This is a genomic window from Sphingomonas sp. GW821-FHT09E03 (assembly GCF_059416225.1).
Map to the genome: position 1 here is coordinate 293,105 of NZ_JBWKOS010000001.1, position 15,389 is coordinate 308,493.

The window sequence follows — 15,389 nt, forward strand, 5'->3', positions numbered from 1 at the left end:
GTGGATGGTTCCTGCGGATGCGGGAACGACGATTTTATCAGAGTGACGGAGTGTGCGTGTGACTGAGGCCCTTCACATCGTGGTGCTGATGGGTGGCTGGTCGGCCGAGCGCGAGGTATCGTTGCTGTCCGGCAAGGGCGTCGCCGATGCGCTCGAGAGCCTGGGCCATCGCGTCACGCGGATCGACATGGATCGCGGTGTCGCGCGCGCGCTGTCGGCGGCGCAGCCCGATCTCGTCTTCAACGCGCTCCACGGCACCCCCGGCGAGGATGGCAGCGTCCAGGGCATGCTCGACCTGATGGGAATCCCCTATACCCATTCGGGGCTCGCAACCTCGGTGGTGGCGATCGACAAGGTGCTGACCAAGCAGGTGCTGGTGCCGCACGGCGTGCCGATGCCGGGCGGCCGGATCGTCAAGTCCGCCGAGATCTTCGAGCGCGATCCGCTGCAGCGGCCTTATGTGCTCAAGCCCGTCAACGAGGGCTCGTCGGTGGGCGTCGCGATCGTCACCGATGACGGCAATTACGGCAATCCGATCGGCCGCGACGTGCAAGGCCCGTGGCAGGAGTTCGACGAGCTGCTTGCCGAACCCTATGTCCGCGGCCGCGAGCTGACGACGGCGGTGCTGGGCACGCGGGCGCTGGGCGTCACCGAACTCAAGCCCAAGAACGGCTGGTATGATTTCGACGCCAAGTACACCGACGGGCTCACCGAGCATGTCTGCCCGGCCGATATCCCCGACGAGATCGCCGAGGCGTGCAAGGCGGTGGCGCTCGAGGCGCACCGGCTGCTCGGCTGCAAGGGCGCGTCGCGCTCCGATTTCCGCTGGGACGACGAACGCGGGGTGGACGGGCTGTTCCTGCTCGAGGTCAACACCCAGCCGGGCATGACCCCCTTGAGCCTCGTGCCCGAACAGGCGAAGCATGTCGGCATGAGCTATCCCGACCTGGTCCAGGCGATCGTCGACGAAGCGCTGGCGGATGCCGCGGCGGCGCGGGAGCGGCGGGGGTGAGCCGCACCATCAAGCGCGGGCCGCCGCCCAAGCGCCCGGCGCCGCGGCGCAAGCAGCCGGTGAAGAAGGTGTCGGTGCTCGACCGGTTGGTCGGCATGATGCCGGTCAGCGAGGAAACGTTGCGCAAGGCGGCGACCTGGACCTTCACCGGCGTCGCCATCGCCGCGGTGCTCGCCGGGGTGACCTGGATCGGTGTGCCCGGGATGATCGGCACCGCGATCGCCGAGGGCGCGGGGCGGGCCGGGTTTCGCGTCGAGGAGATCGAGGTCACCGGCCTCAAGCGGATGGACCGGATGAGCGTCTATGCGGTGGCGCTCGACCAGCAGAGCCGGGCGATGCCCTTGGTCGACCTCGAATCGGTGCGCCAGAAGCTGCTGCGCTATGGCTGGATCGCGGATGCGCATGTGTCGCGGCGGCTGCCGGATACGCTGCTGGTCGACATCGTCGAACGGACGCCGGCGGCGGTGTGGCAGGATAATGGCCAGCTGACGCTGATCGATGCCTCGGGCGTGCTGCTCGAGCCGGTGCAGCCCGACGCGATCCCCGATCTGCCGCTGGTGATCGGCCCCGGCGCCGACCGGCAGGAGCCGGGCTATCAGACGCTGCTCGCCGCGGCGCCGGCGCTCAAACCCCGGGTCAAGGCCGCGACCTGGATCGGCAACCGGCGCTGGGACCTCACCTTCGACAGCGGCGAAACGCTGGCGTTGCCGGAGGATGGCGCGCCGGCGGCGTTGCTCAAGTTCGCCGAGCTCGATGGCGCCCGACCGCTGCTGGGGCGCGGCTGGATCCGCTTCGACATGCGTGATCCAGCGAAGTTGGTGGCGCGCAAGCCAGGTGCTAACATGGCCCGCGCGATGCCGACGCCGAGCGAGAGCGCGGCACCGGCGGCAACGACGACTGACACTCAACCCGGGGTTGAAGGCTGATGGCGAAGGTAGCACCGGAAGGACTGATCACCGCGCTCGATATCGGCTCGTCGAAGGTATCGGCGATGATCGCGCAGAAGGGCGACGGCGGCGAGCTGATCGTGCTCGGCACCGGCCAGCGCGAGAGCCGCGGCGTCAAACGCGGCTACATCGCCGACATGGGCGCGACCGAGGCGGCGGTGCGCGAGGCGGTGGAGCAGGCCGAGCGGATCGCCGGAATTAATATTGAAAATGTCTGGGTGGGCTTCTCCGCCGGTGGGCTCGTCAGCGATGTTGCCGAGGTCGAGTTCGAGCTCGGCGGCCATCGTGTCGAGCAGCAGGACATCGACGCGCTGCTCGCCGCGGGGCGCAACTCGATCGACCCGCAGGGGCGGATGGTGCTCCACGCGCAGCCGGCGCTGTACACGCTCGACGGGCTGACCGGGGTCAAGAAGCCGCTCGGGCTGCATGCCGACCGGCTCGGCGTCCACATCCATGTCGTCGCCGCCGACGGCTCGCCGGTGCGCAACCTCGACCTGTGCGTGCGCTCGGCGCATCTCGAGGTGAAGTCGATCATCGCCTCGCCGGTGGCGACCGGGCTCGCCTGCCTCAGCGAGGAAGAGCGCGAGCTCGGCGTCGCGCTGGTGGAGCTCGGCGCGGGGATCACCAACGTCTCGCTCTTCGCCGGCGGCATGCTAGTCGGCCTGTGCTCGCTGGCGATGGGCGGGCAGGACATCACCGACGACATCGCCTCCGCCTTCGGCACCCGCCGCGCGCAGGCGGAGCGGATGAAATGCTTCCACGGCTCGGCCAATGCGTCGCCGCGCGACAACCACGAGATGATCCCGGTGATGCCGATCGCCGCCGAGGACGACGAGCATGGCGGCATGCAGATCACCAAGGCGCAGCTGATCGGCGTCGTCCGCCAGCGGCTGGAGCATCAGATCGGCGAGATCCGCAAGGCGCTGGCGCAGCTCAAGTTCGAAGGGCCGGTAGGCCGCCAGGTGGTGCTGACCGGCGGCGGCGCCGAGCTGAAGGGCATCGCCGACTATGCGCAGCAGGCGCTCGGCCGCTCGGTGCGGATCGGCCGACCGCGTGGGCTGACCGCGCTGCCGGAGGCACATGGCGGCCCGGCATTCGCGACGCTGGCGGGCCTGGCCTTCTATGCCGCGACCGACCCGATCGACCTGCGCGGCATCGCCGCCCAGCCACAAACCGTTCATCGTCAGAAGGGCATGGGCATGATGCGAAAGTTGATCCAGGCGGCGCGCGCGAATTATTGAACTTTGGTGACGTTGCGCATGTGTTTTCAGTGGTACAGCGCGACCCATTGAGGCAAAAGGTTAATTGAGCCCCGGCGTCGATCACCGGGTGGGGCGGAGAAAGTTTAGGCCATGAGCATCGAATTCATCACTCCCGAGGTCGACGAGCTGACGCCGCGTATCGCGGTGATCGGTGTCGGCGGAGCCGGCGGCAACGCCATCGCCAACATGATGCGCGCCGACGTCCAGGGGGTCGATTTCCTGGTGGCGAACACCGATGCGCAGGCCCTCAAGAGCTCGATCGCGCCGCAGCGCATCCAGCTCGGCGCCAAGATCACGCAAGGGCTGGGCGCCGGATCGCGCCCCGAGATCGGCCGCGCGGCGGCGGAAGAGACGATCGATGATCTCGCCAAGCGGCTCGAGGGCGCACACATGTGCTTCATCGCCGCGGGCATGGGCGGCGGCACCGGCACCGGTGCCGCGCCGGTTATCGCCAAGGCCGCCCGCGACATGGGCATCCTGACGGTGGGTGTGGTCACCAAGCCGTTCAGCTTCGAGGGCAACCGCCGCGCCAAGAGCGCCGACGGCGGCATCGAGGAGCTGCAGAAGTATGTCGACACGCTGATCGTCATCCCCAACCAGAATCTCTTCCTGATCGCCAATGCGAACACGACCTTCAAGGAAGCGTTCGAGATGGCCGACGAGGTGCTGCAGCAGGGTGTGCGCGGCATCACCGACCTGATGGTGATGCCCGGCCTGATCAACCTCGACTTCGCCGACGTCCGCTCCGTGATGCAGGAGATGGGCAAGGCGATGATGGGCACCGGCGAGGCGAGCGGCGACAACCGCGCGCTCGAGGCCGCGCAGAAGGCGATCGCCAACCCGCTGCTCGACGGCGTCAGCATGCAGGGCGCCAAGGGCGTGATCATCTCGATCACCGGCGGCGACGACATGCGCCTGCTCGAGGTGGACGAGGCCGCCAACCACATCCGCGACCTGGTCGATCCCGATGCCAACATCATCTGGGGCTCGGCGTTTAATCCCGAGCTCGAGGGCAAGATCCGCGTCAGCGTGGTCGCCACCGGCATCGAGGCGCAGGAGCGCCCGGTGACGCCGCCAGGTGCCGAGACGACCAAGTCGTTCAGCTTCGGCATGGGCCGCAAGACCGACGATAACACCTCGTTCCGCCCGAGCGCGCCGGCCGAGCCGGCAGCGGCGACGCCGCCGGCAGCTGCCCCGGCAGCCGCCGCACCCGTATCGGCACCCAAGCCGGCGGTCGCGTTCCAACCGGCCGCGGCACCGCAGCCCGAGGTCGAGCCGTTCGACCTGTCGGCCGCGGACGAGATTCAGCCGGAAGCGAGCCATGGCGCCGCTGCGGACGACGAACTGGTGCTCGGCGCCGAGACGATGGTGCCGCAGCAGCCCAAACCGTTTGCCAGCGCCGGCCAGCCCGCGGCGGCAGCACGGCCGGTGCCGACCCCCGCGGCCGACGAGGGTGGCGCGCGTCGTCGCTGGCTTGCGCCGGGTAACGAGGCCCCCGCGGCCGAGCCGGTGGCGCAGCCACGCGTCAAGCTCGGCGGCACGCTGTTCGAGCGCATGTCCAACGCCGCCCGCGGCGCGGCGCGCGAGGACGGCGAGGGCGACGGCAAGGAGCCGCTCGACATCCCGCGCTTCCTGCATCGCCAGAACAACCAGTAAGCACCAGCCCGTCGCCCCGGCCCTTGTGGCCGGGGCGAGGTCGGTTCGGCCCGGTGTGTGCCGGCGGCGGCATGTTCGTCGTTGCCGCGCCTCCATTCACCGCGTGATCGCCGGCCGGACATTGCCGGTTCAGGCGGGCTCGTTTCTATGTCGCCGGTCCCCATGCGCTTCTTGATCCCGGTCTTTCTCGCCCTCGCTCCGGCGCCACTCCTCGCCCAGGCGATGGTGCAGCCGCTGCCCGGCACCACCGATGCCGACCGGCTGGCCGAGCAGATGCGCGCGCTGGCGGTGAACCCGCGCGACGTGAACGCGCTGATCTCGGCGGGCGAGCTGTCGCTGGGGCTGGGCGATCTGAGCGGCGCGGCGTCGCTGTTCGCACGGGCGGAGAAGGTCTCGCCGGGCAATCCGCGGATCAAGGCGGGGCAGGGATCGATCCTGGTCCGCTCCGAGCGCCCCGGCGAGGCGCTGCGCTATTTCGCCCAGGCCGAGGCCGCGGGGCTGGCGCCGAGCGCCTTTGCCGCCGACCGCGGCCTCGCCTATGACCTGATCGGCGAGCAGGAGCGCGCCCAGCGCGACTACCGGCTGGCGTTGAAGGCCGGGCCGGATGCCGAGATCACGAAGCGCTATGCGCTGTCGCTCGGCATCTCGGGCAAGCGCGACGCGGCGCTGGAACAGCTCGACCCATTGCTGCGCGGCAGCGATCGCAGCGCCTGGCGGATCCGCGCCTTCGTGCTGGCGATGGGCGGCGATACGGCGGGTGCGGAGAAGATCGCCACCACCATGCTGCCGCCGGGCATGGCCGGGGGGCTGCAGCCGTTCTTCCAGCGGCTGCCGTCGCTGCCCGCGACCGACCGCGCCTTTGCGGTGCATTTCGGCGAGGTCCATTCCACCCCGGAGCGGCTCGCCGACGCGCGGCTGGTGCCGCCGCTGGCTGCGCTCGCGCCGGAGCCGCAGCCGGTCTTGCTCGCCGCCACCACCGCCGTGGCCCCCGCGACAGGCAAGAAGGACCGTCGTGGCCGCGCCCGGCCGGGCCGGACGGCGCTCGCCGCGGCGACTCCGGTCCAGACGACGCCCGTGCAGGCGGCGCCCACGCAGTCGGTTCCGACCCCGCCGCCGGTGCTGGCGCAGGTGCAGCCGTTGCCCGCGCCCGCTGCCGTTCGCGAGACCCGGCCCGCGGCGAGCGCCAGCGCGCCGCTGATGGTCCAGCCGCTGCCGCCACAGATGGCGGCGACGACGACCACGACGGTGGCGACCGCATCACCATCAACGACGACACAAGCGCGGGTGCCGACGCCGGGCCCGCCGGTCGCGATGGTGCCGAGCAGCCAGCCGACGCCGGCGGTGACCTTCAGCCGGCCGCCCGCGGTTACGGCCGTGCAGCCGAGTGCCGTGCCGACGCGGCCGGCGTTGGTGGCAAGCCAGAACGGTGGGATCGCGGCGTCGTCGCCGAGCACCGCCGCCACGGTCGTGCCGGGGCCGACGGTGCTGGCCAACACCCCGGCGGCCGCGCCGGCGTCGGTGGTGGCACCGACGCCGGCTGCCCCGCCGCCGGTTGCGACCGACACCACGCCGTCGCCGGCGGAGCATGCGGCCGCGGTGCGCGATACCGAGAACCTGGTGCTGGCGCGGATCATTGCCGGGCTGTCGATCCCGGCATCCGAGCTCGGCGTCGGCGAGCCGGTGAGGGCGTCGGCCCCGTCACCGGCGCCGACGGACGATGCCGCGCGGGTGCTCGCCGAGGCCAAGGCCAAGGAAGCGCGCGATGCGCTTGCCGAAAAGGCGCTTGCCGCCAAGAACGCCGCGGCGAAGCGTGCGGCCGATCGCAAGGCGGTGGCCGACAAGAAGGCGCTGGCGGCCAAGAAGGCAGCCGATGAGGAAAAGGCGGCCGCGGCCAAGGAAGAGGCCGAGGAGCGCAAGCTCGCGCGCGCCAACCCCGAGCGAATCTGGGTGCAGGTCGCTGGCGGCGCCTATGAAGGCGATCTGCCCAAGGCCTGGGCCTCGGTGAAGGTTAAGGCACCCGCGGCCTTTGCCGGTCGCCAGGGCTGGACGACGCCGCTGCGCGCCACCAACCGCGTGCTCGCCGGACCGTTCAAGACCGATGCCGAGGCGCGCGCCTTCGTCAACCAGCTGACCAAGGCGGGGGTGTCTTCCTTCTCCTTCACCAGCGACGCCGGCCAGCCAGTCAAGCGATTGCCCGCCAAATGAGCGCTGCTGCGCCCTGGGCTTCGGACCCGGCGCGCAGCAGAGGTCGCCTTCACGAAGAACAGAACGGGTCCACCCGCGGCCCGCGCGACGCCTTCCAGCGCGATCGCGACCGAATCATCCACTCGATCAGCTTCCGCCGGCTGCGCCACAAGACGCAGGTGTTCATGGCGCCCGACGGCGACCATTTCCGCGTGCGGCTGACCCATAGCCTGGAGGTGGCGCAGATCGGCCGGACGATCGCGCGGGTGCTGGGGCTCAACGAGGATCTCACCGAGGCGCTGTGCCTGGCGCACGACATCGGCCACCCGCCGTTCGGCCATGCCGGCGAGGATGCGCTGAAGGCGGCGCTCGCGGGCGCCGGCGGGTTCGATCACAACGGTCATACGCTGCGCACGCTGATGGAGATCGAGCGACCGTATCCGTTGTGGAACGGGCTCAACCTCAGCTGGGAAACGCTCGAAGGCCTGGCCAAGCATAACGGGCCGGTGCGCCACCCCGGCTGGGCGCTGGCAGCGGCGGATGCGGCGCTGCCGCTCGATCTGCTCGGCCATTCGAGTCTGGAGGCGCAGGTCGCCGCGATCGCTGACGACATCGCCTACGACAATCATGACATCGACGACGGCCTGCGAGCGGGGCTGCTGACGCTCGACCAGCTGCTCGCGGTGCCGATCGTCGCTGCCGGCTGGGACGTGGCCCGCGCGCGCTTTCCCGATGTCGCCCCCAAGCGGCTGGCGAGCGAGCTGGTGCGCAGCCAGATCGGGGTGATGGTCAACGACCTGATCGAGGAAACGCAGCGGCGGGTGGCCGCGGCTGGCGTGAGCAGCGCCGAGGACGTGCGCGCGGCGGGCCATGCGCTGTGCGGCTTCTCGCCGGCGATGCGCGAGCAGGAGCGCGACCTCAAGCGCTTCATGTACGCCAATCTCTACCATCACCCGCGCCAGCTCGCCGCGGCGGACGCGGCGCATGGCATCGTCACCGGGCTGTTCGCCGCCTATGGCGCGGACCCGGGTGCGATGACCGGCGACTGGTGCGACGAGGTGCCGCAGGACGAGCCCGGGCGGAGCCGGCACATCGCCGATTTCATCGCCGGGATGACCGACCGGTTCGCGGTGGCGCGCTATCGCGAGCTGGTGGGGCCGATCGATCTGCCGGACGGGTTCTAGGCCAGACCGTCGTCGGGCCGTTACTCCCGCGGACGCTTGGGTCTCTTGCGGCTCCGGTCACGCCTTGCGGCTTGGAGATCCCAGCAGTCGCCGGGATGACGAGGGGAGCGCACGCGCACGTTTTGCACCGTGCCGCCCCTTGGGCTAGGGCCGCCGGATGACGCTTTATACCCGCTTCGCCGCGCATCTGGATGCGGCGCTCGACGCCTTGGTCGCTGCCGGTTCGCTCCCCGAGGGGCTGGACCGCAACAACGTGACGGTGGAGCCGCCGCGCGACACCAGCCATGGCGATCTCGCCACCAATGCCGCGATGGTGCTGGCCAAGCCGGCCGGGACCAACCCGCGCGCGCTGGCCGAGGCGCTGTCGGCCGAATTGCGCAGGCTCGATGAGGTCGCCGAGGTCAGCGTGGCCGGGCCGGGGTTCATCAACCTGCGCCTGATCGACGATGCGTGGCGCGCCGAGCTGTCCGCGATCGAGGCGGCCGGCGCCGATTACGGCCGCTCGACCCAGGGCGCGGGGGTGACCGTCAACATCGAATATGTATCCGCCAACCCGACCGGGCCGATGCACATGGGCCATTGTCGCGGCGCGGTGGTGGGCGATGCGCTGGCGAGCCTGCTCGAATTCGCCGGCCACACGGTGATCCGCGAATATTATGTCAACGATGCCGGCGGGCAGGTCGACGTGCTCGCGCGCTCGGTGCACCTGCGCTACCGCGAGGCGCTGGGCGAGACGATCGCCATCCCCGAGGGGCTGTACCCGGGCGATTATCTGGTGCCGGTGGGGCAGGCCCTCGCCGCCGAATTCGGGGATCGCTTTGTCGATGCGCCCGAGTCCGAGTGGCTGGCGCTGTTCCGCACCCGCGCGGTGGCGGCGATGATGGTGATGATCCGCAGCGATCTCGCGCTGCTCGGCATCCACCACGATCTGTTCTCGTCCGAGGCCGCGCTGCAGGCCGAGGGCAAGCCCGAGGCGGCGGAGGCCGAGCTGCGCGCGCGCGGGCTGATCTATGACGGCGTGCTCGAGGCGCCCAAGGGCGAGACGCCCGACGATTGGGAGCCGGTGGAGCTGCCGCTGTTCCGCTCCACCGCGTTTGGCGACGACCAGGACCGGCCGATCAAGAAGTCGAATGGCCAATGGACCTATTTCGGCGCCGATCTCGCTTACCACTTCCAGAAGAGCCAGACTGCGGATCAGCTGATCGACATCTGGGGCGCCGACCATGCCGGCACCGTCAAGCGGATCGTCGCCGCGGTGGCGGCGCTGACCGGCGGCAAGACTCGCTTCGACGTCAAGCTCGTCCAGATGGTGCGGCTGCTGCGCGGCGGCGAGCCGGTCAAGATGTCCAAGCGCGCGGGCAATTTCGTGACGCTCGCCGATGTCGTCCGCGAGGTCGGCAAGGACGTGGTGCGCTTCACCATGCTCACCCGCCGCTCGGATGCGCAGATGGACTTCGATTTCGCCAAGGTGGTGGAGGCGTCCAAGGACAATACGGTGTTCTACGTGCAATATGCGCATGCGCGGGTCGCCTCGCTGCACCGGCGCACCGCCGAGGCGGGGATCACCGCGGGCGCGGCCGACCTGTCCCGCCTTGATACGGAGGAGCTCGCGCTGGTGAAGCTCGCGGCGCAGTTTCCGCGGGTGGTCGAGACCGCCGCGACGGCGCGCGAGCCGCACCGGATTGCGTTTTATCTCTACGACTTGGCTGCCGCCTTCCATGCCTTGTGGAACGTCGGCAACGACAGCCCGGACCGGCGCTTCCTGGTGGTCGACGATGCCGAGGCGACTCGCGCACGTCTGTTCTTGGCGTCGGCCGTTGCGCAGATTATTCATAACGGGCTCGCTATTATGGGCGTGGTAGCGGTGTCGGAGATGAAGTGATGGCCGAGGGACTGGATCTGCGCGAAGAGGACCGGCTGCCCTGGCTCGAGACCGTCGAGCCGGACGAGGACGAGGGCCCGCCGATCGGCAAGGTGATCGCGCTGGTCGTGGTCGGCCTCGCCGTGCTCGCCGCGATCGTGTTTGGCATCTACAAGCTGCAGACCCACAAGGTTGCGGACGGGGAGATCATCGCCGCGCAGGACGGCGACTATAAGATCAAGCCCGACGATCCCGGCGGGCTCAAGGTGAAGGGCGAAGGCGATGCCGCGATCGCGACCAGCGCCGGCAAGGCGGGCAATGGTGCGATCGATCTCAACGCCGTCCCCGAGAAGCCGGTCGATGGCCACCGGGTGACCCCCGGGGCCAAGCCGGCGGGCACCGGCGGCAGCAACGCGGTCGCCCAGGTACCCGCGTCGGGCGGGCGGCTGGTCGCCACTGCACCGGTGGCGGTGGCGCGCAATCACGCCGCCACGGTTGCCGGTGGCGGCTCGCTGGTCCAGCTCGGCGCCTATCCGAGCGAGACGGTCGCCAATGCGGCCTGGAACGGATTCGCCAAGCGCTTCAGCTACCTCGCGCCGCTCGGCAAATCGGTGCAGCCGGTCGCGACCGGCGGGCGGACCTTGTACCGGCTGCGGGTCAATGCCGGCAGCGCCAACCAGGCGGCGGATATCTGCGGGCGGCTGCGGGTGGCGGGCGAAAGCTGCTTCGTCGCGAGCTGAACCGCGCCATCGGGCGGCGTAGCGCGCATCAGGATAGAGGATGTTTGGCCGCGCCGCTCGACTAGGCTAGGCCGGGCGGCATGAAGCCAGTCATCTTCGGCCTCTCGGGCCTCGCGCTTACGCCAGCGGAACGCGCCTTCTTCGCCGAGGTGGAGCCTGCGGGCTACATCCTGTTCAAGCGCAATATCGAGAATCGTGACCAGGTCAGGGCGCTGACCGATTCGCTGCGCGCGTTGAGCGGGCGTGACGAGCTGCCGATCCTGATCGACCAGGAAGGCGGCCGGGTGGCGCGGATGGGGCCGCCGGCATGGCCTGCGTTCCCGGCGGGGCCGGCGTTCGACGAACTCTACAAGCAGGCGCCGATGTCGGCGATCCAGGCGATGCGCGCCAATGGCCAGGCGCTGGGGCTGATGCTGAGCGAGGTCGGCATCACCGTGAATTGCGCGCCGCTGCTCGACGTCGTCCAACCCGACACCACCGAGGCAGTTGCCTGCCGAGCCTATGGCAGCGAGCCGATGCAGGTCGCGGCGCTGGGGCGGGCGATGCTCGAAGGGCTGGCGGCGGGCGGTGTGATCGGTGTCGTCAAGCACATGCCCGGGCATGGCCGCTCGCAGCTCGACAGCCATTACGACCTGCCGACCGTCACCGCACCTGCCGCCGACCTCGAGGTGGATGTCGAACCGTTCCGCACCCTTGCCCACGCGTCGATGGGGATGACCTCGCACATCGTGTTCCAGGCCTGGGACGCCGAGCGGCCGGCGACGCTGTCGCCGATCGTCATCGAGCAGGTGATCCGCGGCCAGATCGGCTTCGACGGGCTGCTGATGACCGACGACATCGACATGAAGGCGCTGAGCGGGACCGCGGGGGACAAGGCCGCCGCGGCGATCGCCGCCGGCTGCGACCTGGTGCTCGACTGCTGGGCGCGGATGGACGAGATGGTCGAGATCGCCGGCCGACTAGGCGAGATCAGCGCTGTGGCGCGCGCGCGGCTGGAGCGGGCAATGGCCGGCCGCGGGGCCCCGCAAGGTGAGTTCGACGCGCTGATTGCGCGGCGGGACCAGTTCCTGCTGCTGGCTTGATTTCACTTCCGTCGTCATGCTGAACTTGTTTCAGCATCCATGGCCCGCGCTCGCCGCTCGCTTGCTGGTCGTTTGGGGTCATGGATCCTGAAACAAGTTCAGGATGACGGACAAGGGATGAGAGATGGTGGTGGCGGGCGGCAAGCGATGCCGTTGCCCATCGTCCGCTGATCGCCCTACACACGCCGCATGGCCAGTGACGCCGACACGCTGACGCTCGACATCGAGGGATGGGAAGGGCCGCTCGACCTGCTGCTTGCGCTGGCGCGATCGCAGAAGGTGGATTTGCGCGCGATCTCGATCCTCGCGTTGGTGGAGCAATATCTCGGCTTCATCGAGCGGGCGCAGGCGCTGCGGCTGGAGATCGCCGCCGATTATCTGGTGATGGCGGCGTGGCTGGCCTATCTCAAATCGGCGCTGTTGCTGCCGCGCGATCCCGAGCAGGAGCCGAGCCCCGAGGAGCTGGCGCTGCGCCTGCAATTGCGGCTCGAGCGGCTCGGCGCGATGCGCGAGGCCGGCGCGCGGCTGATGGCGCGCGACCGGCTAGGGCGCGACGTGTTCGTGCGCGATGCGCCTCAGGGGTTGCGGACGGTACGCAAGGCGCAGTGGCAGGCGGAAATCTATGATCTGATCGCCGCCTACGGCCGGATCAGCGCGCGGACGAGGCCGGTGATGCATGTCGTTGCCGATCGCGAAGTGGTCACGCTGGAGGCGGCGTTGGAGCGGATCTCGGCATTGATCGGGGCGCGGATCGACTGGAGCACAATCGAGAGCTTCCTGCCGGACGGATCGGACCGGTTGCGCAAATCGGCGCTGGCCTCATCATTCCTGGCGGCGCTGGAGCTCGCCAAGCAGGGCCGGGTGGAATTGCGCCAGCACTCGCCGTTCGCGCCGCTGTATGTGCGAGCGTTGCGGTGACGCCACCCGACGAGTTCGTCCGCGCGGTGGAGGCGGTGCTGTTCGCGGCCGCCGAGCCGCTGACGGTGGAAGCGATCCGCGCGCATGCCGGCGAGGGCGACGTGCGCGCGGCCTTGGCGCGGCTGACCGGCGACTATGCCGGACGCGGCATCGGCATCGTCCGCCGTGGCGATCGCTGGCATTTCGAGACGGCGGCGGACATGGCGCACCTGCTGCGCCGCGATCGCGAGGAACCGCGCAAGCTCAGCCGCGCCGGGATCGAGACGCTGGCGATCATCGCCTATCACGAGCCCGTCACCCGCGCCGAGGTCGAGGCGATCCGCGGGGTGCAGATCAGCAAGGGCACGCTCGACGTGCTGATGGAGGCCGGCTGGGTGCGCCCCGCCGGCCGCCGCGAGGTGCCCGGACGGCCGCTGATGTTCGCGACCACGCCCGGGTTCCTGGCCCATTTCGGGCTGGAAAGCCGCCGCGACCTGCCTGGAATCGCCGACCTCAAGGCCGCGGGGCTGCTCGACCCGGTGGATCTGGCGATGATGGAGGCGGACACGGCTTTGGAGGTGGCCAAGGCGACCGAGACGGACTAGACAGACTTTCGTTTCAGGAGACATGCCATGGGCAGCTTCAGCCCGATTCACCTTCTCGTGCTTGCCGTCGTGGCCATCTTGTTGCTTGGCGGCGGTCGTTTCTCGAACCTGATGGGCGATGTCGCCAAGGGTGTGAAGAACTTCAAGAAGGGCATGGCCGAGGAAGACGCCGAGGATCGCAAGCCATCGGCGCGCATCGAGGCGCAGAAGTCCGCCGAGCCCGCGTTCGACCGTGATGGCGAGCGCGTGCGCGACGACCGCTAAGTCCCTTCTGCTCCGACGCTAGGCGCTCATGTTCGGTATCGATTCGTCCGAATTCCTCGTGGTGGCGCTCGTCGCGCTGGTTGTGATCGGACCCAAGGACCTGCCCAAGGCGATGCGGGTCGTCGGCTATTGGGTCGGCAAGGCGCGCGGCGTCGCGCGCCAGTTTCGCGAAGGCTTCGACAACATGGTGCGCGAGGCTGAACTCGAAGAGATGGAAAAGCGCTGGGCGGCAGAGAATGAGCGGATCATGCGCGAGCATGCGGCGCCTGCAGCGGACGTCGCAGCGCCGGCCGACGGCGAGCCTGCCGTGGGCGCGACCCCGCCGCTGGCCGATCAGCATGCCGATCACGAAGCCGATCATCGGGCCGATCAGGCCGATCAGCATGCCGATCAGCCGATCATGGTCGAGAAGCCGGTGGTGATCGCCGCGCCCGTTGATCATCCTGCGCCCACGCCTGACGGGGCGCCCTCATGAGCGACGACGCCGAGATCGACGCCAGCCGCGCGCCGTTGCTCGAACATCTGGTCGAGCTGCGCCGGCGGCTGCTCTATTGCATCGTGTCGGTCGTCGTCTGCTTCGGCGTGGCGATGTATTTCGTCGAGCCGATCTTCGCCTTCCTGCTGAAGCCGCTGTCCAACGCCGGGCAGAAGGAAGTGATCTTCACCACCGTCTATGGCGGTTTCTTCACCGAGGTGAAGCTCGCATTCTTCGCGGCGATGATGCTGAGCTTCCCGGTGATCGCCAACCAATTGTGGCGGTTCATCGCGCCGGGGCTCTACCGTAAGGAAAAGCGGGCGCTGCTGCCGTTCCTGCTGGCGACACCGGTGCTGTTCATCGCCGGCGCGTCGATGGCTTATTTTGTCGCGGTGCCGATGGCGCTGCACTTCCTGCTTGGTTATTCGGGCATGGTCGGCGGCGTGAAGCGCCAGGCGCTGCCCGACATCGCCGAATATCTGCGCTTCATCATGCAGTTCCTGTTCGGCTTCGGCATCGCCTTCCTGCTGCCGGTCTTGCTGATGCTGCTCGAGCGGGCCGGGATCGTCACCCGCCAGCAGCTGATCGGCGCGCGCCGCTACTCGATCGTTGCCGCCTTCGCGATCTCCGCGGTGCTGACGCCGCCCGATGTCGGCTCGCAGCTGCTGCTCGCGATCCCGCTGTGCATCCTCTACGAGGCCGCGCTGATCGGGATCTGGTTCACTGAGCGCAAGCGCGCCCGAGAAGCCGCGCTGGTCGAAACCGCCGACGTCTGACGCGGGTGGCGCGCGATTGGCGGGCAGGCGCTGCCGGCTAGCCAGGCCATCGGGCACAAAAAAGCCCTCGCTCCCGGTGGAAGCGAGGGCTTTTTCGTTCAGCCGGGTAACAGCTTACTTGGCGCCTTCAGCCGCACCAGCGACCGCGTCGCCTGCCGAGCTGACATCGCGGCCTGCACCCTTGACGGTGTTGCACGCGCTGACCATGAGCGCGCCGGCGACCAGTGCCAGACCAACAAATTTACGCATGAGATTCCTCCTGAACGAGCATGAATGCCGTCAATGGGAATGATCGGAGCAGCGTTTTCGTTCCGGCGGCGCAACCGGTTTTTGCCGCATCGCACCCTAGCGTCCGGGAAGATCAAAGCTGGGAGATGAATTAAGGCCCGGAAGCACCACCGGGGGGGGGAGGGTGGGTGCTTCCGGGCCTATGTCGTGGATCGC

General features: G+C 69.3%; 15 protein-coding genes. 14 read left to right on the top strand and 1 reads right to left on the bottom strand.

Annotation, left to right across the window (positions count from 1 at the left end):
* Positions 1-88 precede the first annotated feature (88 nt).
* From AC07M8_RS01530 to tatC, 14 genes are all read left to right on the top strand, one after another.
* Positions 89-1,012 carry a D-alanine--D-alanine ligase gene (locus tag AC07M8_RS01530; protein ID WP_495173127.1) on the top strand — a complete coding sequence of 308 codons (924 nt, stop codon included), beginning with the start codon at positions 89-91 and terminating at the stop codon, positions 1,010-1,012.
* Positions 1,009-1,938, top strand: a complete 930-nt coding sequence (locus AC07M8_RS01535) for a cell division protein FtsQ/DivIB (RefSeq protein WP_495172695.1) — start codon at positions 1,009-1,011, stop codon at positions 1,936-1,938. Before AC07M8_RS01530 ends, AC07M8_RS01535 begins: the two co-directional genes overlap by 4 nt.
* Positions 1,938-3,200, top strand: coding sequence for a cell division protein FtsA (gene ftsA / locus AC07M8_RS01540; RefSeq protein WP_267397293.1), 1,263 nt, complete (start codon positions 1,938-1,940; stop codon positions 3,198-3,200). The genes AC07M8_RS01535 and ftsA overlap by 1 nt, the downstream gene beginning before the upstream one ends.
* Before the next feature lie 111 nt (positions 3,201-3,311).
* Positions 3,312-4,877, top strand: a complete 1,566-nt coding sequence (ftsZ, locus tag AC07M8_RS01545; protein WP_495172696.1) for a cell division protein FtsZ — start codon at positions 3,312-3,314, stop codon at positions 4,875-4,877.
* Positions 4,878-5,039: 162 nt separating this feature from the next.
* Positions 5,040-7,082, top strand: a complete 2,043-nt coding sequence (locus AC07M8_RS01550; RefSeq protein ID WP_495172697.1) for an SPOR domain-containing protein — start codon at positions 5,040-5,042, stop codon at positions 7,080-7,082.
* Positions 7,079-8,245, top strand: coding sequence for a deoxyguanosinetriphosphate triphosphohydrolase (locus AC07M8_RS01555; RefSeq protein ID WP_495172698.1), 1,167 nt, complete (start codon positions 7,079-7,081; stop codon positions 8,243-8,245). Before AC07M8_RS01550 ends, AC07M8_RS01555 begins: the two co-directional genes overlap by 4 nt.
* Positions 8,246-8,402: 157 nt before the next feature.
* Positions 8,403-10,127 (top strand): arginine--tRNA ligase, encoded by a 1,725-nt coding sequence (argS, locus tag AC07M8_RS01560; protein ID WP_495172699.1) that lies wholly within the window; start codon positions 8,403-8,405, stop codon positions 10,125-10,127.
* The gene (locus AC07M8_RS01565) at positions 10,127-10,846 is read left to right on the top strand and encodes an SPOR domain-containing protein (RefSeq protein WP_495172700.1); all 720 of its coding nucleotides are present in this window, start codon (positions 10,127-10,129) and stop codon (positions 10,844-10,846) included. The genes argS and AC07M8_RS01565 overlap by 1 nt, the downstream gene beginning before the upstream one ends.
* 80 nt (positions 10,847-10,926) lie before the next feature.
* On the top strand, positions 10,927-11,928 hold the full coding sequence (gene nagZ, locus AC07M8_RS01570) for a beta-N-acetylhexosaminidase (RefSeq protein WP_495172701.1): 1,002 nt from the start codon (positions 10,927-10,929) through the stop codon (positions 11,926-11,928).
* Between the two features lie 189 nt (positions 11,929-12,117).
* Positions 12,118-12,846: a segregation and condensation protein A gene (locus AC07M8_RS01575; protein WP_495172702.1), complete on the top strand. Its 729-nt coding sequence runs from the start codon at positions 12,118-12,120 to the stop codon at positions 12,844-12,846.
* Complete coding sequence (scpB, locus tag AC07M8_RS01580; protein ID WP_495172703.1) at positions 12,843-13,430, top strand: SMC-Scp complex subunit ScpB; 588 nt, start codon at positions 12,843-12,845, stop codon at positions 13,428-13,430. The genes AC07M8_RS01575 and scpB overlap by 4 nt, the downstream gene beginning before the upstream one ends.
* 27 nt (positions 13,431-13,457) lie before the next feature.
* A complete protein-coding gene (locus AC07M8_RS01585; protein ID WP_267397696.1) occupies positions 13,458-13,694 on the top strand; it encodes a Sec-independent protein translocase subunit TatA in 237 nt (78 codons plus the stop codon).
* A gap of 28 nt (positions 13,695-13,722) precedes the next feature.
* Positions 13,723-14,169, top strand: a complete 447-nt coding sequence (gene tatB / locus AC07M8_RS01590; protein ID WP_495172704.1) for a Sec-independent protein translocase protein TatB — start codon at positions 13,723-13,725, stop codon at positions 14,167-14,169.
* The gene (gene tatC, locus AC07M8_RS01595) at positions 14,166-14,945 is read left to right on the top strand and encodes a twin-arginine translocase subunit TatC (RefSeq protein WP_495172705.1); all 780 of its coding nucleotides are present in this window, start codon (positions 14,166-14,168) and stop codon (positions 14,943-14,945) included. The genes tatB and tatC overlap by 4 nt, the downstream gene beginning before the upstream one ends.
* A 114-nt stretch (positions 14,946-15,059) precedes the next feature.
* On the opposite strand, the gene AC07M8_RS01600 is transcribed toward tatC, so the two are convergent.
* Positions 15,060-15,194, bottom strand: a complete 135-nt coding sequence (locus AC07M8_RS01600) for an entericidin A/B family lipoprotein (RefSeq protein ID WP_267397691.1) — start codon at positions 15,192-15,194, stop codon at positions 15,060-15,062.
* Positions 15,195-15,389 lie beyond the last annotated feature (195 nt).